We start from the raw sequence: 25,965 nt of genomic DNA on the forward strand, positions 1-25,965 counted from the left end.
TGTGTAGAGGACAACGTTTAGGCTTCGTCAATAACGCCGTTCGACAGCGTGCCAATCTCAGTAATCACCACTTCAAAAACATCACCAGGCTTCAGAAAAATCGGAGGATTACGCTTAAAACCAATGCCACTCGGAGTACCCGTTGCCAGAATGTCTCCTGGGTTCCATGGAAGCGCTTTCGATACATACGAAATCAAATGAGGAATGTCGAATGCCAGCTCCGAAAGGCTGCCTTCCTGCAGTTGCTCGCCATTAAGTACCCCCCGCACAACCAGCTTTCGGTAGTCGGAAATTTCCGATGCCGGAACGAGCCAAGGACCCAGAGCACCCGTTTTTCTAAAGGTCTTACCCATACCGTACTGGTGCGTATGAAATTGCCAATCGCGGACGCTGGCATCGTTGAAGCAGGTGTAGCCCGCAACGTGATCCATCGCATCCACTGGATCAATGTGTGCACCACCTTTCCCGATCACTACCGCCAATTCGGCTTCAAAATCAAATTGATCTGAGACTTGAGGCCTTACCAACGGCTCACCGTGGGGCAAAAGAGTTTCTGCGAAGCGCTGAAAAATGACTGGAAACTCGCCGACCTTTCGGCCCGCCTCTTCAGCGTGAGCAACATAGTTAATGCCTACGCAAATCACCTTTCCAGGATTGGGAATTACTGAATCCAACTGGATGCTAGAAAATGGGTAGTCAGGCTGCACAGCCTCTAGGATCTGGCGCGCCTCCTGGAGCAAGGATGGGTTGCTCAGAAAAGTCGCGAGATCCGGAACCTCCGAGAAACGGTTGGTCAGCTCAACCACTCCGTCACCGGACACGACGCCGAAATGGGCTTCTCCTTCTTTACGGTACGAAATCAGCTTCATCTTGCCCCTCCTATTTTTGTGCACAAAAACGTTCTTCTTGCACCATACATCATTAAATGCATAATGCAAAAGGCCGGTTTAAAAAAATAGCTAGCCACTTGAGGCTCTCGGTTCTGGAGGTTACGCATGTCGCTTGTGATGGTTCGTAAGGTCAAGCTGGACGTTGAAGAAGTGTTCCACGAAGGCGGGCCTCGTTTGTCAGCCCCGTTGCGGATTGCAGTAGCCACCGCTGTGGTTGCCAATCCTTACGCAGGTAAGTACGTAGAAGACTTGCTACCGTTTATGCAGGAACTGCGAGCGTTGGGTGCAGAGCTGTCGGAGCAACTGATCCACACCCTGGGCGGGGCTAAACACGTACAGGCCTATGGCAAAGGCGCAATCGTCGGTGAAGACGGCGAGTTAGAGCACGGCGCTGTATGGCACGAAGCGGGTGGCTGGGCAATGCGCGAAGCGCTAGGCAACCCGAAGGCGATCGTCCCTGCGGCCAAGACCATTGGTGGCCCAGGCTGTCGAGTGATGATCCCACTAGGGCATATCCAAGCTGCATACGTTCGTAGCCATTTCGGCGTCGCTGAGATGACCGTATGGGATGGCCCTCGCCGTGGCGAAATTGCCTTTGGCCTAGCCATGGCTACAGGCGGACGGATACATGCACGATTGGGCGGTCTAGCGGCCTCCGATGTGAAGGGCGAAGACGGACTGCGCTAGTACCGAAGATTTAAAGCTTGCTCCAAGGTTACGCATCACTACAAAAACAATATGTGTTGGAGAACATCATGACTGTAAAAACTATGCGCGCTGCACGCCTGTACGAAGGCGGTAAACCCATGGTCATCGAGCAAGTTTCAGTACCCGAAATTCGCCCTACCGAGGTGCTGGTCAAGGTTAAAGCATGTGGGATCGTCCCAAACCTGCACAACATTCTCACTAATTGGGTTAAGTGGTTCCCTCAAAATCCGCTGCCGAAACTTCCTGCCATTTTCGGGCTCGATCCATCAGGTGTCGTCGAAGCAGTAGGTGCTCAAGTCTACGACTTCAAGGTCGGCGACCGGGTGTATGTCAATCCGGGCCGACACTGCGGCTCCTGCCGAGCTTGCCGTGCAGGTAACACAATTGCCTGCACCGCCTATACCTTCAACGGCTATTTTGGCTTCACGCCGAAAAGCCCGCGTATGTTCGAAGACTACCCATACGGCGGCCTTTGCGAGTACATCCCGGCCCCGCAATACAGTCTGGTCAAACTGCCGAACAACATCAGTTTCGAAACCGCAGCGCGCTTAGGCTATCTGGGCACCGCCTACAAGGCTTTGATCAAGGCTAACGCGGGCCCCGGCAGTACGGTGTTAATTAACGGGATCAGCGGCACACTTGGCTTGGGTGCGGTCGCCCTGGCGCTGGCGATGGGTGTGCGTAAAATCCTCGGCACTGCGAGAAACCAGGAACTGTTCCAAAAGGTGAAAGACCTGGCGGCCCCAGGCCGGATTGAAATTCATACCCTTGGTACGATTCCCACCAATGAATGGGCCTTCGAAGTCACCCATGGCGAAGGCGTCGATGTCGTTATTGATGCCTTGGGCCCAGGGGCCCCCCACGAAAGCCTGACCCAAGCACTTAAATCTCTCCATCGCGGTGGGCACCTGGTCAACGTCGGCGCCATTGCAGGTGAAGTTCCAATAGACCTTCACTGGATCATGGACAACGACATCCAGATCAGTGGCTCCGCCTGGTTCACCACAGGGCAAGGACAAGCCATGGCTGACATGGTCGAATCCGGGGTGCTGGATCTCTCATTTTTTGAAAACACGGCTTTCAAACTAGAAGAGGTCAACAACGCAATTACCGGTATCGAAAACCGCCACGGTGGCTTCAGCAACTACGTCATCTGCCCTTGATTAAGTCTGGCGAGCGGCGCGGTTTAGGCCGCCCCTCGCTGCCTTTCGGTTGTCAGTACGCCTGCGCTTTTTGACTATTAGTGGAGTAATTTAGAATGAAAATAAGAAGAATCGTGACCGGTCATGACGAACATGGAAACTCCGTGTTCATTTCTGATGATTACGCTCCACGAGCACAATCCTTTGCCTCGATTCCTGGGCACGCTATGGCCCAACTGTGGACGACTTCAGCACATCCGGTTTGTCTTGAGCAAAGGAGCGACCCCACGCTTGACTACGCGTCGCTAATTCCGCCACTGGGAGGCACCAGTCTCGCCATATTTGATTTCCCACCTGACTCGGTCATGCAGAATCCTGCCGATGGTGTCCGGGCCTATGAAGAACTGGGTGCTGCACTGCCTGGTTTGATTGAAAGCTTTGAGCCGGAAAATCCGGGTATGCACACCACTGCCACAATCGATTACGGAATCATTTTGGAAGGCGAAATGTGGCTTGAATTGGATCATGGCGAGAGCCGCCTAGTGAAGGCCGGCGATGTCGTTATTCAGAGCGGCACTAGACACGCGTGGCGCAATAAAAGCGAACGAATTGCCAGGGCGCTTTTTGTGATGATAGGTGCATCGCACCCAGAGGAACTTGGGCTGTAGTCTTACCGGGCCACGCCCTCTCTTGGCTCAAGGAGTTTTATGAGCACTTCAACTCTCCGTTTAATCGGCATATCTGGCAGCTTGCGTTCAGCGTCAAACAACACTGCGATACTTGAGACACTTGCGTCTCGATTGATTCATCAAGCAGAGCTGAGCCTCTTTCCGTTGAACGACATCCCCCTGTACAACAGTGATCTCGAAACGGAGTCGTTGCCGACCTCAGTGGCAGCTCTGAAGGAAGCGATCTCTCTCGCCGATGGCTTAATCCTCTGCTCACCTGAGTATAACTACGGCATTTCTGGAGTTCTGAAAAACGCACTGGATTGGGCCTCTCGTCCCGGCTTCAATTCACCTCTAAAAAATAAGCCCGTTCTGATAATGACGTCTTCACCGGGCTTACTCGGCGGGGTACGCGCCCAGGCTCAGTTGCGTGAAACGTTGTCAGCCACACTGTCCAAAGTGGTTTGCTGCCCCCAAATTGTCATTCCTAACGTCAATCAAAAGATTCAGAACGGCAGATTCACCGACGAGCCTACGATTGAGTTCATACTCGCAGCCTTCGAAGAGTTGATGAGGGAAATCAACCTTGTTACAGAGTAAAATTGAGATGACTAGCAAATTCAAAGCGATGAAACAGAGTGAGGCGTAAGCTGATCCAGAGATGCTCTTTTTCTTCGTCAGCGACAAGACATTCAGCTGCCTTACCAGAAATCGTTTAGCTAATCACCTTCATCAACATGGGCCCTCGAAGGGCGCTTTGTACTCAAACCAAGATCACTTGGTCAGCTAGGACTCAACAGTCGCGGAGCCGCGTTCTGCTTTCCACTCTTTAAGTGATTTGTGGTTGCCGCCCTTGGTTTCAATGACTTCGCCGGTTTGAGGTTTTTTGTAAATCTTCACCTGACGTGGTTTACGGGTGCCGGCTTTGGAATCGACGGCTGGAGCGCGACGGCCCGCTTGTGGATCAAGCAGGTTGATCACGATCGGCAGGCTGTAACTGTACTCGGCGAACCATGCACACAGCTTCGTTTCAAATTCGATTTCTCTTTTCAGGCCAGCGTCGTCTTTGAGAGCTTGGAGTTGCTCGGCGAGATGTTTTTCGAGCTGACGGAATTCTGCGAGCTTAGACATGGTAAATCTCTATGCAGTTAGTCTCCTAACAACACACCAAAACAGCGTTTTTGATTTAGGTTCAGCGTCCTGCCTCATCTTTCGATCAATAAGTTGAATCACGGAGGTGGCTCATGGTCATTTCCTAGGAGAGCAATAGGACGAGAAGCAGAAGAGAGGATCATGAGTCTTGCGATGACCATCTTCAGCATGATCGCCGCTTGGATGGCGATAGCCATCGCTATGCTGTGGGGAGTGCTACGAATCGCGCATCGATACCACACCCGTGCGCTCAGGAAAGCAAATTTGTTAGAGCCCGTTCACAGATGCGATTGCTAGTGTCTTGGCCCTAGGCGACGCTCCGTATCGCCTACTGACACCTTATGCCAGTACTGGAGACACCGCCAAGCGGCCGGCACCAACTTGATTTACATCGGCGTGGAACCGGCCAAGCCGCAGGTGGAAACTATTCTGGTGCGTGCTGATAGCCCTCTGCATGACATCGCTGACCTCAAAGACAAGAAAGTCGCCTTCCAGAAAGGCTCCAGCTCACATAACCTGATCCTGCGCGCGCTGAATAAGGCCGGCCTGAGCTACAAAGACATCCATCCGAACTACTTGCCCCCCCACCGATACCCGCGCTGCATTTGAGCAAGGCAGTGTCGATGCCTGGGCGATATGGGAACCCTACTCGTCACTAGCCCTGAGCCAGAGTCGTGCCCGCGTACTCGCCAACGGTGAAAGCCTGGGTCTGTCCGGCCCGATATACACCGTTCGGCGCGATTATGCCCAGTGCAATGGTGCCTTCCTGCATGCCCTACTCGATGAACTCACTGCGGCCGAAGCGTTGACTCGCAGCTAACGGGAGACAAGCCTGCAGGTGCTGGCAAAATCCATGGGACTGCCTGAAGCGGTGATCCCGCGCTATGTAGACAATCGACCGCCGTCACCGATATTGCCAGTTGATGAAAAAGTCATCGAAGCGCAACAGATGACAACAGATCTGTTTTATGCGAATCAACTATTGTCCAACCAGCTGGAGGTGAAGAGCGCCGTCTGGACAGAGTCAGACTGATAGATACGATCATGGCGCGGGCCAAGCATAGTGCTCACTCGAAGTAGAGATTGCCGCAGCTAAGTAGGAGGAATACCTAAGCCCTACATGCAACGACCACGAGGAGACCTCAGCAAAACGTTGCCAATGCCGTCTCCGACACCAGCAACGGCTTGCCAGTGGATAGACCGGGGCGTTGCTCAGACCCGGAATTGCCCCAGTAACCGATTCAACTGGTCAGCCAATTGCCGCAAGTTCTGGCTGGCTGCGCTGGTTCGCTCACAGGCCTGGGCGCTGTCCTGTGCGAGACCTGCAGCTTGGGTGATATTTAGATTGATGTCCTCGACCACATGCGTTTGTTGCAGGGTAGCGCTGGCGATGGAGGCATTCAGGCTTGTCAGGTTACGCAAGGACTGGCTGATTTGATCCAGGCTCAGGCTGGCCAGGTTGGCTTGTTCGATAGTCAACCGGGAGCCTTGGCTGCTCTCGTCGATAACCTTGACGGCGGCCTCCGAGTTACGTTGCAGGTTCTCGATCATGCCCTGGATTTCTGCGGTGGACTGTTGGGTACGCTGAGCCAACATCCGCACTTCATCCGCCACAACGGCAAAACCACGACCTTGCTCCCCTGCCCGCGCCGCTTCGATGGCGGCATTGAGGGCGAGCAGATTGGTCTGATCTGCGATGGCGCGAATCACTTCGATGACACGGCCGATACTTGTACTTTCCTGCGCTAGAGTCTGAATGACCTCCACGGCTTGCTGGATGGTCCCAGACAACTGCTCGACCTGCCGCGAGCAATTGCTGATGTTGCTTTGCCCCTGGTGGGCTCGCTCATCGGCGTTATGTACTTCACTGGCAGCCTGCTCGGCATTCTTCGCCACATCTTGGGCAGCATATGTGACCTCATTGATGGCAGTGGCCACCAGATCCATCTGCTGTGACTGTTGCTCGCTGTGCCCCTGGCTTTCGCTGGCGATGCCATCGAGTGCAACAGATGCCCGGTCCAGCGTCTTGGCGGCTTCCAAGGATTGACCAATCACCTGGCGTAATTTCTCGGTGAAGTCGTTGAAGTAGCCCGCCAGTGCAGCCAACTCATCATGACCCCGGGCGTCCAGTTGGCGCGTCAGGTCACCTTCCCCGCTGGCTATATCAGCCATGGCTCGCACCGCTTCATTCAACGGCCTGGTAATACTTCTACTGATCAGTATCACCAGAGCGCTCATTAACAAACCGATAGCCAGGAACACACCGGCAGCTTTCCAAAGCTGTGCGAGGAACGCAGCCTCCACGTCATCAAAGTAGGTACCTGAACCGAGTACCCACTCCCAAGGCTGGAACAGTTCAACGTAGGAGATCTTTTCAACTGGTTCGCTGGAGCCAGGTTTAAGCGAGCTGTAGGCCACCAAGCCACCACCCTGGCTCTTTACGACTGCCACTATGTCGACGAATAGAGCTTTTCCGTCCGGATCTTTGAAGCCTGAAAGGTCCTGCCCGTTGAGCTGGCTATTGGTTGGATGCATGAGCATCCTTGGTTCGAGATTGTTGATCCATAAATAGTTATCCCCGTCGTACCGCAATGATCGGACCACGGCGAGGGCTTGCTTCTGTGCGTCTTCACGGCTCAGCACACCGCTCTTTTCCAAGTCATGAAAATGCTTGAGGACGCCCATCGTGGCTTCAACCACCTGCCGAGTCTTGCCTGCCTTTACTTCGTGCTCCTCTATGTAGATCTGCCGCAATAAAAACAGGCTGATTGCAAAGAGCATGGTCATGGCGAGCAAGAGGACTATCCATAGCCGACGGGTAACAGGCATATTGCGAAGACTTTTCATCTGAAGCGCGACTCTTATGGGAAAAAGGTAAGTTCATAGGTTTCTGGCACGTGTCTGGTTGTTAGCCGCCAGACACGTCACCGGGCCGCAAATCACGGTTCGCTGGCCTCAATAACAACAGTTTTTCGAAATCACTGTTTTCGCCGCCAAGACTCGTTATTGCATAGAGGGACTGGAGAAAGGGTCATATTCAACCCCTTCCGGCCATGCTGGCGACAATCGCTGCAGGGATTTCGCAAAGGGGTAATACACGCTCCACCGCACCCAGTTTGAGCGCCTCTTTGGGCATGCCGAAGACCACGCAACTATCTTCGTCCTGAGCCAGAGTCTGTGCGCCCGCCCCACGCATTTCCTTCAGACCGCGCACGCCATCGTCGCCCATGCCGGCCATGATGATGCCCAGAGCATTGCCGCCGGCTGCGCGGGCGATAGAGCGAAATAACACATCGATCGAAGGACGGTGTCGGCTGACCGGAGGGCCATGAAGGAGTTGAGGGCAAGCAGATTGGTCTGATAGGCGTTGCCGGCCATACTGTCGGTGACACCTGCGTTTTCGGTGTTCTGCTCGATGGAGTCGGACATCTGTTCGACCGAGGCGGAAGTCTCCTCGACACTGGTGGCCTGTTCACTGGAGACCTAGCTCATCGACTGGGCGGTTGCGGAGACTTCCTCGGAGGCGCTGCTCAGGGCATTGGCTAAACCGCGTACCATGCTGGTAATGGCCAGCGTCAGCATCATCAGGAGCACGACTACGTACCCTAAACCTAGTTTAGTGCCGCCCCTCATGTTGGAAGCAATGCTCATTTGTCGCGTTCTCTATTGTTGGATCAATGGGGGAGTTGCGCAGCAATGGTGATTTACGAACGCCGACTGTCAGCGATGGTCTACTGTCTCGAGTCGACGACCTGTTCGACGAGCCCAGGGACGTCCAAGATCAGCGCCACCTCACCGCTGCCGAGGATGGTGAAGCCGCCGACTCCGCCGATCTGGCTGAAAATCTTGCTCAGCGGCTGGATGACGGTCTGAAACTCCCCTAGCAGGCGATCCACCACCAGGCCGGCGCGTTGCCCAGCGAATTGCACCACCACCACGTTTTCCCGACGCGGCGCGGTGTCCACGTAGTTGAACAACTCACGCAGGCGGATAAACGGCAGCACCTCGCCGCGCAGATTGAGGTAGTCAGACCCGTCGTTGGCGGGCAGTTCGAAGCACTCCACCACCATGCCCTGAGGGATCACGTAGCTGGCGCTGCCGACGCCAACCATGAAGCCGTCGATGATCGCCAGGGTCAGCGGCAGGCGGATGCGCAGAGTGGTACCCCGGCCCTCGATACTCTCCAACCCGATGCTGCCGCGCAGAGCGGCTATGTTGCGCTTGACGACATCCATTCCGACGACGCGACCGGAAAGGTTGCTGACCTGATCGGCGGTGGAAAAACCAGGCTCGAAGATCAGGTTGAAGATGTCCTGTTCAGCCAGGCTCTGCCCTTCACTGACCAAACCGCGCTCAATGCCCTTACGAAGAATCTTGTCCTTGCTCAAGCCTCCGCCATCGTCGGCGACCTCGATCACAATGCTGCCCGCATCATGGAAGGCGTTCAGGCGCAATCGACCTTGGGCTGGTTTGCCCCGGGCCTCTCGCACTTCGGGAGACTCGATGCCATGGTCCATGGCGTTGCGCACCAGATAAGTGAGCGGTTCACCGATCCGCTCCACCACGGTTTTGTCCAGCTCAGTCTCGCTGCCGCTGATTTCCAGGAGGATGTCCTTGCCCAGCTCCTTGGCAACGTCGCGCACCACACGCTGGAAGCGATTGAACGTAGAACCGATTTGCACCATACGCAGGGTCAGCGCTGAGTCACGGACCTCTTCCACCAGGCGCACGAGAACCGCCGTGGCCTCCACCAGATCACTGGCGCCAGCGTTCCGGGCGGCGAGATTGGCGCCGGCACCGGCGATGATAAGTTCGCCAATCAGGTTGATCAGTTGGTCGAGTTTACTTGCATCGACGCGGATCAGGCTGCTCTCCGTCTTGCGGCTGTCTTTGACAAGCTGCTTTTTCAGCGCCTCTTCGATTGGCAGCAAGTCAATGAGCGGCTGGTCAACCAGCCTCCGATCAGTAGGCTGCTGTTGTTGTGGCCCGGTGGGAGGATTGGGTAGCGAATCGCCCAGTTCTTCGGGGGGGTGAATACCGCAGCGTAAGAGGAAGATTTCACCCATGCGCAGACTTTCTTGCGGCAGCGCCTGAATGGTCTTGCGATATTCATCGGTCTTGCTGTTCGGCGCGAGGATATGCACCTGACCGTCTTCGCGAATGAACTCAAAGATGCCCTCGATGGTGGCCTGGTCGGCATTGCTGTGAAAGCCGATTTCGAAGCCAAGGTAACAGCTTTCAGGGTCTATCTCGGCGCTTGATGGCAGGCTGTCGCTGAGGGTGACAATGTTGCAGATGTGCCCCAGGGTGGACAGATAACGAATGAACGCCAGCGGATCCATGCCGTTGCGCAGCAGGTCACGACCCAGGCGCAGGGAAATGTGCCAGTGATGAGTCTGTAGATTGTCGTCACTGCTCTCCCTGTCTCGCTCAGAGAGTTTACGGATTTCATCTGCCACCACGGCGAAGCCACGACCGACCTCGCCGGCACAGGCTGCCTCAATGGCGGCATTGAGTGCAACCAGGTTGGTCTGCTTCGCAAAATTGCCAACATCCAGGGCCATCGTCTTCAGTTGCTCTGTAAGGCTGGTGAGCTCCATCACTTCATGCAGCGATAACTCTTTGGTAGCCAAAGCGGCACGTAGCGAGGCGACGATGGCATCCAGTTCGTGCTGGCTGGTGCCTAGCCGCGCCACCAGTCCGTCATCTGCAGCAGTGCTGTCCTGCGTGGTCGAGACGGCACGCTCGACTCGCTGGGATATATCGGCAAAGCGCGCGGCAAGTGAGGAAATGGCTTCTTCAGTATGGCTGCGGGCAACTTCGATCTGGCCTGCCCAAATCGGCAACACGCCGCTGCACAAGGGGGCCAGGCCACAGCGGCACAGGGACTGACTATCCGGCTCACTAACCACTTGCAGGTTTTCGCCGGCTGATTGTTGGATGTGATTCAGGGCACGATTGCGTGAGTGGTAGTAGAGAGACGCAGCCGTGCCAGATATCAGGAGCAAAACCGCGAACCCGAACGGCTGAATGCCCAGTCCCCCAGCCCCCAGCACGCAGATGGCGCCCACCGCTGTCAACACCAGGAACGCTACGGGCGCGCTTGCTGCGGACGGCCTTGGTTGGGCGATGGTTACGCTCAATGTGATTCTCCATACGGTGACTGGGCCTGTCTGGCAAATGCCAATACAGGTAATCCAACGCCAAAAAAGCTAGAGTCAAAATGGCATCAACTTATGATGCAGGTCATACACAACGGCCAGCCATCGGATTTCGCTGCTTTTTGGGTAGGTATTTCCTTACCGCTCGTGTAAAGCGAAATTTCGCTTCACACGAGCGACTGACAGATACATCTGACGGGCATGGTTATCCGCGGCTGCGTTAACCTGGCACCGATCGCTTATAGTGAGTTTGCATTTCGCGGGAACTACCGTAAGTTACCCCTGCAGGGGAACCGGACAGAGTAAGGAGAAGCCGCGATTTGTGACTGCTGGCGCTATGCACTCGGATATTTGCGGGTCAGAGCAATTGTTGCGTCATCGCATAGCGGACGATATCAGCCGTGCTGACGAACCCCATCTTTTCCATCAGCCGAGCCTTATGGGTGCTCACTGTCTTGTGGCTGATGATTAATTCCGTAGCAATCCGCGAGACGCTCATGCCGCTGGCGAGCAGACGCATGACCTGAAGCTCCCGGTCGGTGAGCGCATCGTGCGGGCTACCTGGCCCCAGGCCCGTGGCGGCGAAGGCCATTTGTTCGGCCAGCGCGGCGTCGATGTAACGCCCGCCAGCGGCTACTCTGCGGATGGCCGCGAGCAGCGTCTCGGGGTCTCGGTCCTTGGTTAGATAACCGGAGGCCCCCGACTTGAGTGCACGCTGTGCTATCTGCACTTCATTGTGCATGCTCAATACCAGAATCGGCAGCTTCGGATAATGGGCGCGTATACGCGCAACCAGATCGTCGCCGCTGATGCCCGGCATGCTCATGTCCAGGAGCAACAGATCAATGCCTCCCTGGCGTAGTTGTTCAAGCAGCAGGATGCCGTTTTCCGCTTCAGCCACAACGTGCAGGTCCCCGGCCAGAACAAACAGCTGCTTCAGACCTTCGCGCATGATGGCGTGATCATCAGCGATCATCAATTGGATCATGGAACCTCTGAGTCTATCTGAAAGGGAATACTCACTCGCACACACGCTCCTTGCCCAGGGGTACTGTCTACAATCACCGTTCCGCCGAGCATATGTCCGCGCTCGCGCATGCCGAGCATACCTAGCGTGCCCTTGGACAGTTGCTTCGGGTCGAAGCCCCTACCGTTGTCCCGCACTTCGATCAGGACGTGCTCGGCACTGCACTCCAGATGAATATCCACCCGACTCGCATGCGCATGACGAGCGACATTGGTCAGGGACTCCTGAATCACTCGAAAAACCGCTGTGGCACGTTCGTCGTCGAGCTCCAATCGAGCCGATGGCGCTCTCAGGCGGCAGGCAATGCCCGCATTGTGCGAAAACTCGGAAACCAGCCATTCGAGCGCCGAGATCAATCCCATATTTAGTGCGGAGGGACGCAGGCTGGTGGCGACATTGCGAACCACCTGGATTGTTTCATCGATCCGCCCCATCAGCACCTGGACTCGCTCTACCAGCGCCGGTTGTTCACTGCCGAATTGCAGGCGCAACAGCGAAATGCCCATACGTAGAGCGGTCAGTTGCTGTCCAAGTTCGTCATGAATCTCCCGGGCGATGCGCTTGCGCTCTTCTTCCCGCGTGGTTTCGCGGTAGCTAGATAGCTGGCGAAGTTGCGCGTGAGACTCCTTCAATTGCTGCTCCGCCGCCCGCATAGCGCTGACATTGCGCCCGACCGCAAGAATACTGACAAGTGCCTCATGTTGATCACGCTCCGGTACCAGGCGAACCTGGTAGCTGGTAATTTCTGCGTCCTGCTTAGCCGGAGCGTCCAGGGATATCTCCTCCTCGGTAACTTTGCAGGTACGAATGATGTATTCGAGCTTGTTTTGAAAGAATCGCACTTGATCCGAATCAGGTGCCACCTCGCAAGTTTTTTTACCCAGCAGAAAGCTCAGCGGACAGCCGAACATGCGTTGCGCTGCGGGATTGGCATACAAGATTCGGCTCTGCAGGTCGAAGCGAGCAATGACATCGGGAGTGTTTTCCACCAAGGCGCGGAACTCCTGCTCGCTGGCCAACAAACGGTTTTCCATTTGTTTGCGTTCGGTGATATCACGGCTGATTCCGACGATACGGTAGATTTTCCCCTGTTCGTCGCGAACAGGAATGAACGTCGAGAGAACCGCGAGCATTCCCGCAGGCAGCTCTAACTCATCTTCCCATTCGATACTTTCTCCGCTCGCCAGGCAGCGCTCGAGAGCATCCAGGATCTTGCGTGCCGTTTGCGCCGAGCTTGATTCGCCCACGTATCGACCAATCAATTGATCACGGTGAAACCCCGAAGAACGTTTGAACGCGTTGTTGATCTCGATATATCGGAAGCGTTGATCTTCAGTCACTTCCAACAAATAGAGGCATTCCAATGAGTTGTCGAAAACCTCCCGATAACGTCTTTCAGTATCCCACTGCGCCGCTTGCAACCGCTTGCGCTCACTGATGTCACGGGCGAGCGCCAGGTTGTAGTGCTGACCGTCAAGCTCAAAATGAGAAACGCTGATCTCGACCGGAAAAATGACGCCGGCCTTGGTCCGGTTGCGGCTCTCGATGATTTCGGGAGGACGCTCTGAAGTGCTGAACCAACATTCCCGCAGTCGATCATTGCTCCAGTCAAGATCTATTTCGGCGACGGTCATGCGCAGCAGCTCTTCTCTGCTGTACCCCAAGCGTCGGCAAGCCTCATCGTTGACATAGTGGAAGCGGGCCTGATCATCCAGCAAATAGGCAGCCTCCTGCACATGACTGAGGGCAAAATCCATCAGAGAAACGCGCTCCTCGGCCTCGATAAGGCGGCTGAGGTCTTCGATCTGGACGACAAAATACAAGGGACTACCATCTTTGGCGCGTATCGCGCTGGCGGTAAGCTGCACCCTAAGATATCGGCCATCGCGGTGCCGGTAGCGCTTTTCAAGGCGCACGTAGGGAACCTCACCCTTGATCAGACGTTGGCGGTAAGCGTGCTCTCTGGCGAGATCGTCTGGATGGGTCAGTAACCGGCTGGAGATTTGGAACAATTGCTCCTCACTGCGCCCGAACATCTCACAAAGGCAAGAATTGACGCGCAACCAGCGACCATCGAGGGCCAGCAGCGCCATACCGATGGCTGCGGACTCGAAAGCGAGGCGGAACCGCTCTTCGCTTTCGAGCAGTGCCTGTTCGACGCCTTTGCGCTCGCTGATGTCGTGCAGGAAACCGAACCAGACAATCGCACCATCCGCCTCCAGCGTCGGCCTGGCGCGCCCCTCAAGCCAGATTTCGCCCTTTTGTGGATGACGTACCCGGTATTCACAGTGCCAGGGGGCCATGGAGCGTGCCGACTCGGCGATCGTTTCTTGAACCCGTACAACATCGTCAGGGTGAAGGCGTTCAAACAGGATGCTGATATCGCGCTCCAGCTCCTGCACCTTTACGCCATAGTATTTTTCGTAGCCAGGTGTAACCCAAGGCATGGAGAGCGTGCCGTCACTGCCAAGGCGCAAGGTACCGATGACGCCTGGAGCAGTCTCGGTGATCCGTTGCAGCCAGTGATCCTGCTCCAGAAATTCGTCCAGGCTCTTAGGGGCTCCAACCGGGACGATCTCGACCAGCAGAAATGCGCCCACGGTCGCCACCTTGCTACGACCACACAGCAGAGTGCCATCTTTGTGTCGATAGGACAGTTCAACAGGCTGGTCAACGAAGCACCGAGGCAAAAGGTGACCATTCACCGCCTCGGTGACCACGCGATCAGCCTGATGAAGCAGCTCGATAAACGCAACCCCTGACAAATCCGCCGGGGGGTAGCCGAACAGCTCGGTAAAAGCGGTATTGACCTTCAATATCCACCCCCGATCATCGAGTAGTACCAGGGCGCAGGACACCAGATCGAAGGTAGCCCCGAACAGTGGTGTTTGCGCCATCCGTGCGTTTAACGCATCCGCTTCCGTAGAGAGCATTATCAATACACACCAAACTGTTGCTTACGGGGAGGCCTTGGTGACTCCACGTAGCGGCAAGGTTATTTATACTGTCCTCACGGAGTTCTATGTTCCGTGGGGTGAAAGTCATTCAACGGGACAACTACGATTCCGCACTCGGAAAATCGATGTAAAAATGGTGGGACATTATGCAGATGAAAAGAGGCCCAAACTATCGGTAGATGCTTATTTCAAGTAGGGATAATTATTAAATCTGTAGGGCACCCCCTACTGCCCACCCCTCCTCCGATCGTCAACGCCCGCGGCTCATCACCTTACCTAGTGAGCGTCTTTCAGCGTCGGTGAACTGCAACGCTGTCCGTTGGTCCGGGCATTTCTGACCCGCACATCTTCAGTGCAGCCGCTCCACACAATCTGCCAATTGCCTGGCACGCGCAATCAGTGCTTCGGGGTCATCGACATAGGGCAACGCCAACCGTATCCGCTACGTTCTTGCTGCCAGTTTCCGAGAGCGCGTTGGCGAAGCGGTTACCCTTGAGCACTAGGTCGAAAAAGAAACGCTTCTGCTCTTCAGTACCTTGTAGGCGAATGTCTTCCGACAAACAGTAGTGATTCTACAGGATCTGACCGAGCGAGGGGTCAGCAGCCGAGACGATAGCGATCACTTGGGCCAGGGTTGAGAAAGACACCTCGGTGCCGCCATATTCGCGTGGGACCGTGATGCCCCAGAGTCCGCTGTTGGAAAAGGCGTCGACCACCTCCACCGGCACCTCACGGCGGCGGTCGCGATCGGAGGCCCCTTCACGTAATAGCGCGGCGACGCGATGGGCAACGGAGATAGCCTCGGCATCGTCGCGAATGATGTGGGCATCCGGCTGACGGATATCGTTGTGGGCGGATATGACGGTGTGGGCATGGGTTCCTCGAAGTTGGCAGTGCAAAAGCAGATGACCTTTGGCACACCCCATGCCAGAATATTTATTTGTTAAAAATCAACAGCTTAATTAATAAAACAAACAAACCATTGCGCGTTTCGATCAACAAAATGTTGCCCCTATGTTGCTCCCGCAACAGTCGCCTGGTAGGCCTGACGTTCAAACCCACCATGCGGCGCCCAGATAGAGAGTCAATATTCAAGTCACGGCACCGACTGTCAGGCCGGAGCCCAGCGCCGATGCAGCCCTCGAGCCAACGCGTCCAGAACGAACCCCAACACACCGATCAGCAGCACCATGGCCATCAGTTCTGAATAAGCCAGGCGGTCCCGGGTATCGAGGATGAAGTAGCCCAGCCCGGCGCTGACTCCAAGCATTTCGCACGGAACCAGGACGATCCACAGAATACCGATGGCCAAGCGTACGCCGGTCAGTACATGACCAAGCACGCCCGGCAGGATGACCTTGAGCAGAGTTTCCCTACGAGTGGCGCTGAGGCTGCGACTCAGTTGCAGCCAGCGCGGGTTGAGCTGGCGTACGCCTGCCACTGTGTTGAGTAAAATCGGCCAGATTGCGGCGAAGGTCAGCAGAAAGTAGATCGGCTGGTCCCCTACCCCCATCAACATCACGACCACCGGCATCCAGGACAATGGCGAAATCATGCGCATAAACTGAAACGCCGGTGTGGTCGCAGCCTCCAGATATCGGTAACTGCCGACAAGCAGCCCCAACGGCACACCAATCAGCAAGGCCAGTAACAAGCCCACGAGAATGCGTTTGAGGCTGACCCATACATGCTCGTAGAACTCAGGACGCCCCAACAGCTCCACCAGGCTGACCAACGTCGCCTCGGGAGAAAAGCGCACGGCCAACCCATCGGCACTGCCAAACAGATGCACACCCAGCCACCATAGAAGCAGTAGGCCAATCAGGCCTGAGACGCCCAACCCCCCATGCAGGATCGATAAGGTCTGCTTGCCCATCAGAGACTGAACTCCTCGCTACGCTCGAAGCTCTCCGGCAGACCGAATGCCTTGAGACCACCGACAGAGGCAATGGCGTTGCGTACAAAGCGGTCGTCCACCAGATCACGAGCCGCATGCTGCGGGTCCAGGTTGACGAGAAAACCTTTGTCTCCTTCGATCAACGTATCCTTGAGGCGCTTGACCAGCTCTTCGGTGTAGCTCGGGAACGGGTATGGCTGGAAATCGATACGCTGCTCGTCCCAATGCCTATGCTGAATGGCACCGCTGGCCAGGTACAGCTGACGATCCGTCGCGACTGGTGCCAGTACACGATCCAGCACCGGCTGGGCATGGGGCGTATAGCGATTGTCGCCGTCCTTGGACAGCAACTTCGCCGCCTCGACGCGATGGTCACGCGTCCACAACTGAGCCTTGACGATGGCATTGACTACCTTCTGCGACCACTCTGGGCGGTTGTTCAGATCCTGTTCATGCATGAACACCACGCAGCAGGCGTGATTTCGCCAGATATCCCCGGTGAAGCGTTGTACTCGGCCGACCTTGAGCTCTTCGGCCAGGGCATTGAACGGCTCGGCCACGATGTAGCCGGCGATGCGCCTGGAGGCCAATGCCGGTGGCATGTCCGATGGCGGCAGCACTACCAGATTGACCTCGTTTAGTGCCACCGCGGCGCTGGCCGATTTACTCACCGGTATAAGACCGTGATCGCGAAACAGCTGCTGTACCACCACGTTATGAATGGAGTACCAGAATGGAATCGCCACAGACTGCCCGCCCAGTTGCTTGACCTCCGTAATACCCGGTGCCACGGTCAGCCCGGAACCACCAACATGATTCCAAGCCACAACTTTGGCTGGGACTTTACTGCCATATCGGGCCCACACCGTCATCGGTGTCAGCAGGTGAATCACGTTGACCTGCCCGGAAATGAATGCCTCGATCACCTGCGCCCAGCTGCGCAACAGCACCGGACGCTCGGCTTTGATGCCTTCGGCTTCGAACAGGCCATTGTTGTGGGCCACCAGCAAAGGCGTAGCATCGGTGATAGGTAAATAGCCAATACGCACCGGTGCGTCAGGCTCAGAGGCGGCGCGCGCCTGCAGACTGTTGAGCAGCGGCAATGCACCGGCGGCGGTCAGCATAGCGCTGAGTTTGAGGATGTCACGACGTGTGTGAGTGAAGTCGTCCAGGCACATAATCAGTCTCCGACGTTTCAGGCAAGTGTTGGGTAAGAAGATTGCGGCTCGCCCGCCGAAGGGTTTTGAGAATATCGATACGCAGTGCGCCCAGTTCTTCCACCCGCTCGGTACGAGGCTGAGGCAGATGGATGTGCCATTCGTCGAGGATCCGCGCTGGGCTGTTGCCCAGTAGCAGAATCCGGTCGGAGAGCAACAGGGCTTCGTCAATGTCGTGGGTGATCAACACCGCCGCGGTATCGTGTTCGGTAATGACATCGAGCAGCAGTTGTTGCATGTCGGCACGAGTCACCTCATCCAGCGCGCCGAAGGGCTCATCGAGCAAAAGAACCTGTGGCTGGCGTGCTAGACACCGGGCAATTGCCGTGCGCTGGGCCATGCCTCCAGAGAGTTGTGCCGGATAATGCTGCCTGGCGTGTTCAAGTCCGACGGCGGCGATGGCGTGGTCAATTCGGACCTTGCGCTCCTTCGGGTCCAGATGCGGCTGACGAATGAAATCCAGGCCGAAAGCTACATTTTTCTCCAGCGTCAGCCATGGCAACAGGCTTGGATCCTGGAACGCCACGGCGACACGTGGGTGAGCTCCGGTTAACTGCTCCCCGAGCAAACTTACGCTGCCACGATGGGCCACCTGCAAACCAGCAAGCACCCGCAACAGGCTGGATTTGCCGACGCCGCTGGGGCCGAGAATCGACACCACCTCACCGGGCTGTAATTGCAGGTCGAATTTTTCCAGAACGGTTTGCCAGCCTTGCGTGCGCGGGTAACCAAAGCCGATATTCGTGGCGTTCAGCACCGGGCCGTTCATATCACTGCTTCCCGTCCGCGGCGTTGCAGTTCAGCGCGCAGTTGCACCAGGCTCGGAGTGACGATCGGCACAAACGCCGACTCCCGCCAGCGTCGGGCGAAACTACTCCCGTACTCGCTCAGATAAGCTTTTCCACCACTGGCCTGCAACTCCAACTGCACGGCATCGGCAGCTGATTCAGCCAGGGCGATGCGCAACCGGAACAACTCAGCAGGCTGTGTCAGAAAGCGCCCGTCGAGCATACCGGCCCTGAGCGCACCAACCGTATGCTCCAAGTGCTGACGCTGTTCCAGCAACGGTTCCAACAGGATCGAGCGACCATCCTGCAAATGCGTCTCGACCTCCAGCAACGCCCGCCGTGCCAAACCGATCGCCAGGCCACATTGCAGGCCCAGGAATGACGGACGCACTGCCGGCAGAAATACTCGAGCGTCTTGATGCAGCAACCACTCATGACCGACATCTACCTGGGCAAAATCGAGCGCCGCAGTATTACTCGACTGTAGGCCCATCAACTGCAAATCGGCAGAGCGCTGTAGCCCGGGTGCCGTATCCGGGATCGCCAGAACAAAGGGCGAACGGCCTTCCTCGTGCTCAATGGCTGCTGCCACCACGAAACCGTTTTTACGCAGATTGGTTACCCAATGCAGTCGTCCGCTCAATATCCAGCCATCGGCGCTGGGACGGGCCCGCACTTGCAACGCCTCGATCCCGGAAAGAAACTTCATCGCGTTCGACAAACCGGTCGCACCCGCCAGCTCGCCACTGAGCAAGGATGGCAATAGGCGTTCGCGCAAAGCGGCGTTGGGACTTTGCAGAACGTACTCGATGAAAGCCCGCTGCCCCCAGAACACAAAAGCCGCTGCCAGAGAATGGCCGGCGACCTGAGCCAGCACTTCCACGGCATCGGCAATACTGCCATCGCTGCCGCCAAGCCGAGGGCTGATGCCAATACGCAATACGTTGGCGGCAGCTAGTTGCGACAGCACCTGCTGTGGATTGCAATCTCCCAGATCCAGCGCCTGGGCATGGGTATCCAGCCATCGACTCAATGCCTCGTTGAGCATCTCGGTTTCTCCTTTAACTTTAACGCCCCTTCGACCGCGCTACAGCGCACGGATCGCCCCTGTTGAGTCATAGCCCCGATCGCCAACGATACTTGGCCAACTCCGGATTGAGCGGGGTGTCGGCAAACACGTTGGCGAAATTGCACAAGGTCGCCAGGCTCACGCCGAGGATGACTTCCAACGCATGACCCTCGCTGTAGCCGGCAGCCTTGAAAGCGCTGTAGATCGCATCGCTGACATTGCCACGAGTAGCGATCACCTCCCGCGCAAAGGTTGCCAGGGCTTCAAGCTTCCCCTCGGGCACGGTCGCTCGTTCACGCAGTGCGCTGACCACTTCATCGGGCAACTTCGCCTTGTTCACTGCAACCGAGGTATGCCCTGCGACACAGAAATCACAACCGTGCGTGGTTGCTGCAATCAGCTGCACCACTTCGCGCTCGGCAAAACTGAGTTCGGCTTTTCCATTGAGCGCCGATACCGTAACGTAGGCTTCCAGCGCTACTGGCGCGTTGGCCAGCACCGCCAACAGGTTTGGGATGAATCCTGAGTTTTTTTGAGCGTTTTCCAGAAAAGGTTTCGCCGCTTCAGGAGCACTTTGCGAAGTGTGTAACGTGAGGCGCGACATAGGCTGGACTCCTGCTGTTGGGTGTCCGGTAAGTCTGTTGGTTATAAAAATTTCGATCCATATTCTAAAGTAGCGTTTACTTGCTTCTGAGTGTTTCCATTAGATGATTTCGTCCAGCCCCTTGGTTGATTGGTTATTAGAAAGCCTTGAGCTCGATGCGAGCCTGTTTCATGTCGGTCGTTATTGCGGTGGTTGGCACGCCAGTACTCATGGTCTGGCGCGCGCAAGTTTCCACCTGATCATGCACGGGCATTGCTGGTTGCATATTGAAGGCCATGAGCAGTCTCTGCGCCTGTCTGCCGGAGATGCACTATTTTTGCTGCGGGATCTGGATTACCGGTTGTCCAGCGCCGAAGACGCCGTCACCGCTCTGGCGCTGCCGCGCATGACCATGACTGCACTGGATAGCCAGGCCGAGGATGGCGTCGGCCTGGTCTGCGGTTTCTTCTACTTTAAGCCCGGAGTATCGTCGTTGATCATCGAGGGCTTGCCGGACTGGATTATCCTGCGGGCCGGCGATCCATCCTTGAGTGCGGCTCGAGCGTTGTTCGAGCTAATTTTGCAGGAATGCCAACGGGTACCGGCCCCCTCCTCTGCGCTGCTTGAGCGCCTTTGCCACCTGCTGTTTCTCTACGTGTTGCGCCAGCAAGTAGCAGACAACCAGAACCTCGGAGGCTTGGTGGCCTTGGCTAGGCATCCGGTGTTCGCGTCTTTGCTGGATCAATTGATCGAACAGCCGCAACAGCCGTGGTCACTAGAAAGCATGGCAGCCCGCACCGGGCTCTCGCGCTCGGCGTTCTTCAAGCGTTTCAACGAATTAGCTGGCATGTCGCCTGGTCAGGTATTACTGGCCCTGCGGATTCGCCATGCCTGTCAATTGCTCAAGAGCAACCACACTGTTGAGCAGGTCTGCGCTGCGGTGGGTTATCAATCGATCGCCGCGTTCACCCGTGCCTTTGCCAAGGCGATCGGCGTGCAGCCGGGGGCTTATCGCAAGCAACATGAGGCTCGCTGAGCAACACACAAAGGTACCGCTATGTAACTCGATGCCTTGCCGAATACGGCAGTTACCCATGCACTTTTATGATCACAGTAAATCCGATGAAGCCTTGGAGCATTGCTCCAAGGCTTCATTGTTGAGGAGAGAAGACAGATCTATATTTTTGAGGATTTAGCAGCGAAAGCACCTTCCCCCACCAATGCGACCCCCAAAGCCGTCACGCAAAGATAGATCGGGTATTCCCAACCACCATTGGCATTCGTGAAGCTCCAACCATTACCAAAATGGACCGTCGCTGCAGCGAACAACTGGATCACCGCTATCGCCGCCACCCAGCGTACATATACGCCTAGCACCAGCAGCAACCCTCCAATGACTTCAAATGCTATGACCGGATACGCCAGGAAACCGGGAAAACCGATAGATTCGAAAAATCCGGCAGTACCTGCCGGGGTGAAAACGAAGACTTTAGTCAGGCCATGAGCAATGAACATGATGCCGAGAGCCAGGCGCATGACAAATGCAGCGTAAGGTGCGGTACGTGAATCAATCATCGAGCAGTTCCTTTTTTCAATTATCAGTTAGCAGCGTTTTTGTCAGCCATTGAGAGAAATCAGCTAGTTCAGCGGCGATAATCTCGTGGGCCATGTCGTAGAAATGGGTCTGACGTACGACGCCGACTGTGTCGAGCCATTCATCGGCTTCCGTTGCCCACTCGATGGGCAGCACACTGTCTCGATGTCCGTGGGCAATGAATGCAGAAATTGATCTGAGGCGATCTCGCGAGGCAATCTGTGGAGCGATTTCTCGCAATATCCTTCCGCTCAGCACACCGAATCCCGCAACCAATTCAGGCTCTGTTATACCGAGGCTGGCGCTCATGATTCCTCCTTGACTGAAGCCTGCGATGACGGTCGGCAACGCAGACAACCCTTCGATGAACTGCCGCAACAGCCGCCGACTGGACTCGGCCTGTTCCTGATTAAACCTTGGGCCATCACCGGTAAAGGTGACCTGATACCAGGCGAAGCCTTGCGCTCCCGCCAGCACCGGCCCACGCAGCAACAAAATCTCCAGCTCCTGGGGCAGCGATGCAGCCAGGCTTGCCAGATTGGCTTCGTTGGAGCCGACACCGTGGAGCAATAGCAAACGTGCTTTAGGTCTCGAGGCGTTGCGACTCGTTCGAAAGAGAAGGCCAGACTCGGGATCTCGTGTCACTTCTGAAAAACTGGATTCATGCAGCATGATCGGGAATGCCTTATATGGATTGAGCCGAGTTCAAGAGGTAGCTGTCCATCGCCAGCACCCCATGAGTAATACCGCCCTTCAGAACACGCACGTCGTATTCGTTGCCGATCACTCCGAGTGCTATGAACAAAGGCAGGAGATGCTCGTCGGTCGGATGAGCACGCTCGGCGGCTGGGGCAAGGCGTCGGTAGTCCAGCAGTCGTTCGGTGCTCCCGGACTGAAGCGTCTGCGCCGTCCAGTTGGCAAATTTCCTTACGTAGTCAGCATCAAGGGAGGACGTGCTTCGGAATTCATACAAGTTATGCGTAACGCATCCGGAGGCGACTATCAAAACGTTCAGAGCACGTAACGGCTTCAATGCCTCGCCAAATTTCAAGGCGCTGTGTGTATCCATGGGCATAGGCATCGACACTTGCACCACCGGCACGCTCGCTTGTGGGGCGAGGTGCATCAACGGCACCCATGCGCCGTGGTCGAGCCCTCGATTTGTGTCCAGCCGTGCCCTCCAGCCCTCAGAGACAAGCCCATCAACGATGTGCTGCGCCAGCTCTGGCGAGCCTGGTGCGGGGTAGTTCAACTCGTATAGAGCCTGGGGGAAACCGCCAAAATCATGAATGGTCTTGGGGGCGGTGCTCGCGGTGACGCGAACCTCGCCCCTGGTCATCCAGTGTGGCGAGATGACCACGATTGCATCAGGGTGTGAAAGTTCACGACCGAGTTCAGCCAGTTGTTTACCAGCCATACCTGGCTCGATGGCGAACGTCGGAGCCCCATGAGACACAAACAGCAGTGGAAATGAAGCATTCATGGTGATTGCGCCGGTGTGAGTTACCTGTTGAGCCAGGCAGGCGCGATGGAGGTGCCCAGTCCTGCACCGTAGCCCAGGTAAATGTTCAGGCCCGCCAGAGGTTCCAGGTATCGGGCGTTGACGATTCCGCCCGCGTCCAAGGTGTTCCACCCTATGCTCTGTGCCAGCGAGATAGCGGTCTGTTTGGCTCGGTCGTTGTCACCAGCGACAAATACGTATCCACGCTGCTCGTTGGAGAAGTCAGGGCCATCTGCAAGCACTTGAGCAAACAGGGTGTTGAAGGCTTTCACGACATGGGCCCGAGGTACCGCCTTGGCGATTTCTTCACTGGCACTTGTCACGTGACCAATGGTCAGGGACATGTAGTCGGCGCTCAATGGATTGGTGATGTCGATGATCACCTTCGCGCTCAGATCTCCCAAGCTTTGCAACGCCTGTGCCGCATCACTGTAAGCAGTCGCAACGATCACTACATCACTGTCCCCCAGCGCCTCGGATGCTGTGTATGCGTTGACGTTTGGAAACCGATCAGCCAGGGCCTTCGCTTTTTCAGTATCGCGACCAGTGATTCGAACAGTGTGGCCGGCGTTGGAAAGCTGCTTGGCGAAAGCTGACCCCATATTACCGGTACCAATTACGGTGACTTTCATAACTACCCCCCGTTCAGTTGGGTTGACTCATTTGGATGGGGTCAGTTTATAAGTAGAAAATTTGAGATAAATAATGCTGAATGAGATAAATAGTTCCATTTACTGAGATGATCATGGACAGAGCGCTTGAAATGCAGGTTTTCTGCGCAGTGGTCGATAAGGGCAGTTTTGTAGGCGCAGCTGAACCTTTAGTGATGTCGAAGGCGGCGATTTCGAGGTATGTGAGCTGCCTGGAAGAGCGCCTCGGGGCGCGGTTACTTCACCGCACGACTCGCCGACTTTCTCTCACGGAAGAGGGGCGGCAGTTCTACAATCAGGCCAAGGAGATACTGGCGATGATGGAGGAAGCGGAGGAGTCCGTTTCATCAGTTGCACCCGAGGCGAATGGGGTGCTTCGAGTAAATGCGCCTGTCAGTTTTGGAATTCTGCACCTAGGGCCCGTTTGGGTTGACTTCATGAGGGCCTATCCGAAAATCGAGTTGGACATCAGTTTGAATGACCGACTCGTTGATTTGGTCGAGGAGGGATTCGATGTGGCCGTGCGTATTGCGCGAATGGAGAACTCATCGCTGGTTGGGCGTCGGCTGGCCAGCACCCGGATGTGCTTGTGTGCCTCGCCCTCCTATCTCGCCAGCCATGCACCGATCCGTACGCTGGCCGACCTGACGAAGCATGGAGTGGTGGCTTATACCCACTTTTCTGGTGGGAGTGACTGGGTCTTTGAGGGACCCAATGGCCGTGAAAGCGTGCGTACGCGCTCGATCATCCGATGTAATAACGGAGACACCTGTCGAAGCATCACCTTGGCGGGCGGGGGCGTTTCGTTGCAGCCCAGCTTCATGGTCGCTGAAGACATCCGCAACGGAGAACTGGTAGAGGTCCTGTCTGAGTACAAATCTGTAGAGTTAGGAATATACGCCGTATACCCCAGCCGAAAGCACCTGGCCCCCAAGGTTCGCGTGCTCATTAATTTTTTAGTGGAGCGGTTTGCCGATCCGCGATGGGGACAATGATCAAGCGTTTTTACGACACTGGAACACGACGAAACAGGCTGACGCCTGCGTGCGCAACACTGCCATGCCCGGCATGAACTGACCTGTGAGCGCCACCAAAACCAGCGACACTGCCGGATTAAGCGTTGAAACTGCGTCAGTTGGTGCTGGCCGATGTCAGCCGGAACCGGCATCGGCTGAAACAAGCAGGTCAGCCGAGATCGCCACCGCCTACTGGCAAGGTCACACCGGTGATGTAGGACGCATCGTCGGAAGCCAGAAAAAGAATGGCCCCAACCTGCTCATCGATCGTTCCGTAGCGTTTCATCAAGCTGCTTTCGATTGTCTGATCGACGATCTCCTGGTACCAATCTTTTTCCTGTGGGGTTTGCTGCACGCTATTGCGAGGGATGCGTCGCGGTGGCGCCTCCGTGCCACCGGGCGCGGTGGCGTTGATGCGAATCCCGTGTTTAGCGGTTTCAAATGCCAGGCAGGCGGTCAGGGCATTCACCCCACCTTTGGCTGCGCCATAGGGGACGCGGTTGACACCGCGCGTGGCGATCGAAGAAACGTTGACGATGGCGCCGCCTCCTTGCTGCAGCATATATGGCAGTGCCGCATGGCAGCACCACAACGTGGGGAACAGTGAGCGGCGCACTTCCGCCTCGATCTGCTCCACCTCGTAATGCTCGAACGGTTTGGCCCAGATAGTGCCGCCGACGTTGTTGATGAGTACGTCCAGGCCGTCGAAGGTTTCTACAGCGACCGCCATCACCCGCGCACAGTCCTCGTATAGCTCCAGGTCAGCCGTCAATGTCAGCACGCCCTCTCGCTGCAGTTCATGAACCAGTTCAGAACGATCCACGGCAACAACCCGTGCACCTTCATTGATTAAGCGTTCGCAAACGCTGCGACCAATACCTTGAGCCGCGCCAGTGACCAGCGCGACCTTATTGTTGAATCTGTTACTCATGGCAACCTCGAATT

At 56.1% G+C, this 25,965-nt stretch carries 22 protein-coding genes and 6 pseudogenes; 7 read left to right on the forward strand and 21 right to left on the reverse strand.

The genetic code is table 11. The features are described from left to right. Window positions 1-17 precede the first annotated feature (17 nt). Window positions 18-869 (reverse strand): fumarylacetoacetate hydrolase family protein, encoded by an 852-nt coding sequence (locus ACSFE6_RS00755; RefSeq protein WP_435425848.1) that lies wholly within the window; start codon window positions 867-869, stop codon window positions 18-20. 126 nt (window positions 870-995) lie between these two features. On the opposite strand from ACSFE6_RS00755, the gene ACSFE6_RS00760 reads away from it, so the two are divergent. The 4 genes from ACSFE6_RS00760 to ACSFE6_RS00775 all read left to right on the forward strand — a co-directional run bounded on the left by ACSFE6_RS00760 (window position 996) and on the right by ACSFE6_RS00775 (window position 4,008). Next, entirely contained in the window at window positions 996-1,577 is a 582-nt protein-coding gene (locus ACSFE6_RS00760) for an amino acid synthesis family protein (RefSeq protein WP_218534761.1), read from the forward strand. A gap of 68 nt (window positions 1,578-1,645) precedes the next feature. Further along, on the forward strand, window positions 1,646-2,761 hold the full coding sequence (locus ACSFE6_RS00765; protein ID WP_435425849.1) for an alcohol dehydrogenase catalytic domain-containing protein: 1,116 nt from the start codon (window positions 1,646-1,648) through the stop codon (window positions 2,759-2,761). 95 nt (window positions 2,762-2,856) lie between these two features. Beyond that, complete coding sequence (locus tag ACSFE6_RS00770) at window positions 2,857-3,408, forward strand: cupin domain-containing protein (RefSeq protein WP_435425850.1); 552 nt, start codon at window positions 2,857-2,859, stop codon at window positions 3,406-3,408. Window positions 3,409-3,447: 39 nt separating this feature from the next. Then, window positions 3,448-4,008 carry an NADPH-dependent FMN reductase gene (locus tag ACSFE6_RS00775; protein ID WP_435425851.1) on the forward strand — a complete coding sequence of 187 codons (561 nt, stop codon included), beginning with the start codon at window positions 3,448-3,450 and terminating at the stop codon, window positions 4,006-4,008. 186 nt (window positions 4,009-4,194) lie between these two features. Here the strand turns inward: ACSFE6_RS00775 and ACSFE6_RS00780 are convergent, their stop codons facing one another. Beyond that, window positions 4,195-4,539, reverse strand: coding sequence for a histone-like nucleoid-structuring protein, MvaT/MvaU family (locus ACSFE6_RS00780; RefSeq protein WP_435425852.1), 345 nt, complete (start codon window positions 4,537-4,539; stop codon window positions 4,195-4,197). 384 nt (window positions 4,540-4,923) lie between these two features. Here ACSFE6_RS00780 and ACSFE6_RS00785 point away from each other — a divergent pair. Next, window positions 4,924-5,593: pseudogene (locus ACSFE6_RS00785) on the forward strand (aliphatic sulfonate ABC transporter substrate-binding protein); the annotation flags it as partial. 179 nt (window positions 5,594-5,772) lie between these two features. Here ACSFE6_RS00785 and ACSFE6_RS00790 read toward each other — a convergent pair. The 13 genes and pseudogenes from ACSFE6_RS00790 to ACSFE6_RS00850 all read right to left on the reverse strand — a co-directional run bounded on the left by ACSFE6_RS00790 (window position 5,773) and on the right by ACSFE6_RS00850 (window position 20,280). Further along, window positions 5,773-7,407 carry a methyl-accepting chemotaxis protein gene (locus tag ACSFE6_RS00790; protein ID WP_435425853.1) on the reverse strand — a complete coding sequence of 545 codons (1,635 nt, stop codon included), beginning with the start codon at window positions 7,405-7,407 and terminating at the stop codon, window positions 5,773-5,775. 190 nt (window positions 7,408-7,597) lie between these two features. After that, a pseudogene (locus ACSFE6_RS00795) lies at window positions 7,598-7,891 on the reverse strand (chemotaxis protein CheB); the annotation flags it as partial. A gap of 2 nt (window positions 7,892-7,893) precedes the next feature. Next, window positions 7,894-8,127 (reverse strand): annotated as a pseudogene (locus ACSFE6_RS00800) (methyl-accepting chemotaxis protein); the annotation flags it as partial. 164 nt (window positions 8,128-8,291) lie between these two features. Next, complete coding sequence (locus ACSFE6_RS00805; protein ID WP_435426019.1) at window positions 8,292-9,902, reverse strand: chemotaxis protein CheA; 1,611 nt, start codon at window positions 9,900-9,902, stop codon at window positions 8,292-8,294. Window positions 9,903-9,971: 69 nt separating this feature from the next. Beyond that, a pseudogene (locus ACSFE6_RS00810) lies at window positions 9,972-10,160 on the reverse strand (methyl-accepting chemotaxis protein); the annotation flags it as partial. Window positions 10,161-11,079: 919 nt separating this feature from the next. Beyond that, a complete protein-coding gene (locus tag ACSFE6_RS00815) occupies window positions 11,080-11,709 on the reverse strand; it encodes a response regulator (RefSeq protein ID WP_435425854.1) in 630 nt (209 codons plus the stop codon). Next, complete coding sequence (locus ACSFE6_RS00820; RefSeq protein ID WP_435425855.1) at window positions 11,706-14,681, reverse strand: PAS domain S-box protein; 2,976 nt, start codon at window positions 14,679-14,681, stop codon at window positions 11,706-11,708. Before ACSFE6_RS00820 ends, ACSFE6_RS00815 begins: the two co-directional genes overlap by 4 nt. Window positions 14,682-15,142: 461 nt before the next feature. After that, window positions 15,143-15,565: pseudogene (locus ACSFE6_RS00825) on the reverse strand (acyl-CoA dehydrogenase family protein); the annotation flags it as partial. A gap of 251 nt (window positions 15,566-15,816) precedes the next feature. Beyond that, window positions 15,817-16,581 carry an ABC transporter permease gene (locus ACSFE6_RS00830; protein WP_435425856.1) on the reverse strand — a complete coding sequence of 255 codons (765 nt, stop codon included), beginning with the start codon at window positions 16,579-16,581 and terminating at the stop codon, window positions 15,817-15,819. Beyond that, complete coding sequence (locus ACSFE6_RS00835; RefSeq protein ID WP_435425857.1) at window positions 16,581-17,780, reverse strand: ABC transporter substrate-binding protein; 1,200 nt, start codon at window positions 17,778-17,780, stop codon at window positions 16,581-16,583. Before ACSFE6_RS00835 ends, ACSFE6_RS00830 begins: the two co-directional genes overlap by 1 nt. Next, window positions 17,746-18,588: an ABC transporter ATP-binding protein gene (locus tag ACSFE6_RS00840; RefSeq protein ID WP_435425858.1), complete on the reverse strand. Its 843-nt coding sequence runs from the start codon at window positions 18,586-18,588 to the stop codon at window positions 17,746-17,748. The genes ACSFE6_RS00835 and ACSFE6_RS00840 overlap by 35 nt, the downstream gene beginning before the upstream one ends. Further along, window positions 18,585-19,655 carry an acyl-CoA dehydrogenase family protein gene (locus ACSFE6_RS00845; protein WP_435425859.1) on the reverse strand — a complete coding sequence of 357 codons (1,071 nt, stop codon included), beginning with the start codon at window positions 19,653-19,655 and terminating at the stop codon, window positions 18,585-18,587. The genes ACSFE6_RS00840 and ACSFE6_RS00845 overlap by 4 nt, the downstream gene beginning before the upstream one ends. A 67-nt stretch (window positions 19,656-19,722) precedes the next feature. After that, on the reverse strand, window positions 19,723-20,280 hold the full coding sequence (locus ACSFE6_RS00850) for a carboxymuconolactone decarboxylase family protein (RefSeq protein ID WP_435425860.1): 558 nt from the start codon (window positions 20,278-20,280) through the stop codon (window positions 19,723-19,725). 103 nt (window positions 20,281-20,383) lie between these two features. Between ACSFE6_RS00850 and ACSFE6_RS00855 the strand changes: the two genes are divergently transcribed. Further along, on the forward strand, window positions 20,384-21,295 hold the full coding sequence (locus ACSFE6_RS00855) for a cupin domain-containing protein (protein ID WP_435425861.1): 912 nt from the start codon (window positions 20,384-20,386) through the stop codon (window positions 21,293-21,295). Window positions 21,296-21,435: 140 nt separating this feature from the next. Here ACSFE6_RS00855 and ACSFE6_RS00860 read toward each other — a convergent pair whose 3' ends face one another. From ACSFE6_RS00860 to ACSFE6_RS00875, 4 genes are read right to left on the reverse strand one after another with little or no spacing between them, the layout of a single operon-like run. Beyond that, window positions 21,436-21,834 (reverse strand): DoxX family protein, encoded by a 399-nt coding sequence (locus ACSFE6_RS00860; protein ID WP_435425862.1) that lies wholly within the window; start codon window positions 21,832-21,834, stop codon window positions 21,436-21,438. A gap of 16 nt (window positions 21,835-21,850) precedes the next feature. Further along, the gene (locus tag ACSFE6_RS00865) at window positions 21,851-22,525 is read right to left on the reverse strand and encodes an alpha/beta hydrolase (RefSeq protein ID WP_435425863.1); all 675 of its coding nucleotides are present in this window, start codon (window positions 22,523-22,525) and stop codon (window positions 21,851-21,853) included. 13 nt (window positions 22,526-22,538) lie between these two features. Next, entirely contained in the window at window positions 22,539-23,336 is a 798-nt protein-coding gene (locus ACSFE6_RS00870; RefSeq protein WP_435425864.1) for a DODA-type extradiol aromatic ring-opening family dioxygenase, read from the reverse strand. Between the two features lie 20 nt (window positions 23,337-23,356). Then, window positions 23,357-23,986 (reverse strand): NADPH-dependent F420 reductase, encoded by a 630-nt coding sequence (locus ACSFE6_RS00875; protein ID WP_435425865.1) that lies wholly within the window; start codon window positions 23,984-23,986, stop codon window positions 23,357-23,359. Window positions 23,987-24,099: 113 nt separating this feature from the next. Here ACSFE6_RS00875 and ACSFE6_RS00880 point away from each other — a divergent pair, with 113 nt between their 5' ends. Continuing rightward, complete coding sequence (locus ACSFE6_RS00880) at window positions 24,100-24,999, forward strand: LysR family transcriptional regulator (protein WP_435425866.1); 900 nt, start codon at window positions 24,100-24,102, stop codon at window positions 24,997-24,999. Between the two features lie 51 nt (window positions 25,000-25,050). Here ACSFE6_RS00880 and ACSFE6_RS00885 read toward each other — a convergent pair. Both ACSFE6_RS00885 and ACSFE6_RS00890 read right to left on the reverse strand, forming a co-directional pair. Then, window positions 25,051-25,128: pseudogene (locus ACSFE6_RS00885) on the reverse strand (hypothetical protein); the annotation flags it as partial. Between the two features lie 61 nt (window positions 25,129-25,189). Beyond that, a complete protein-coding gene (locus ACSFE6_RS00890; RefSeq protein ID WP_435425867.1) occupies window positions 25,190-25,951 on the reverse strand; it encodes a 1,6-dihydroxycyclohexa-2,4-diene-1-carboxylate dehydrogenase in 762 nt (253 codons plus the stop codon). Window positions 25,952-25,965: the final 14 nt, after the last annotated feature.

It is taken from the genome of Pseudomonas baetica, from assembly GCF_051216495.1.
Taxonomy (GTDB): domain Bacteria; phylum Pseudomonadota; class Gammaproteobacteria; order Pseudomonadales; family Pseudomonadaceae; genus Aquipseudomonas; species Aquipseudomonas baetica_B.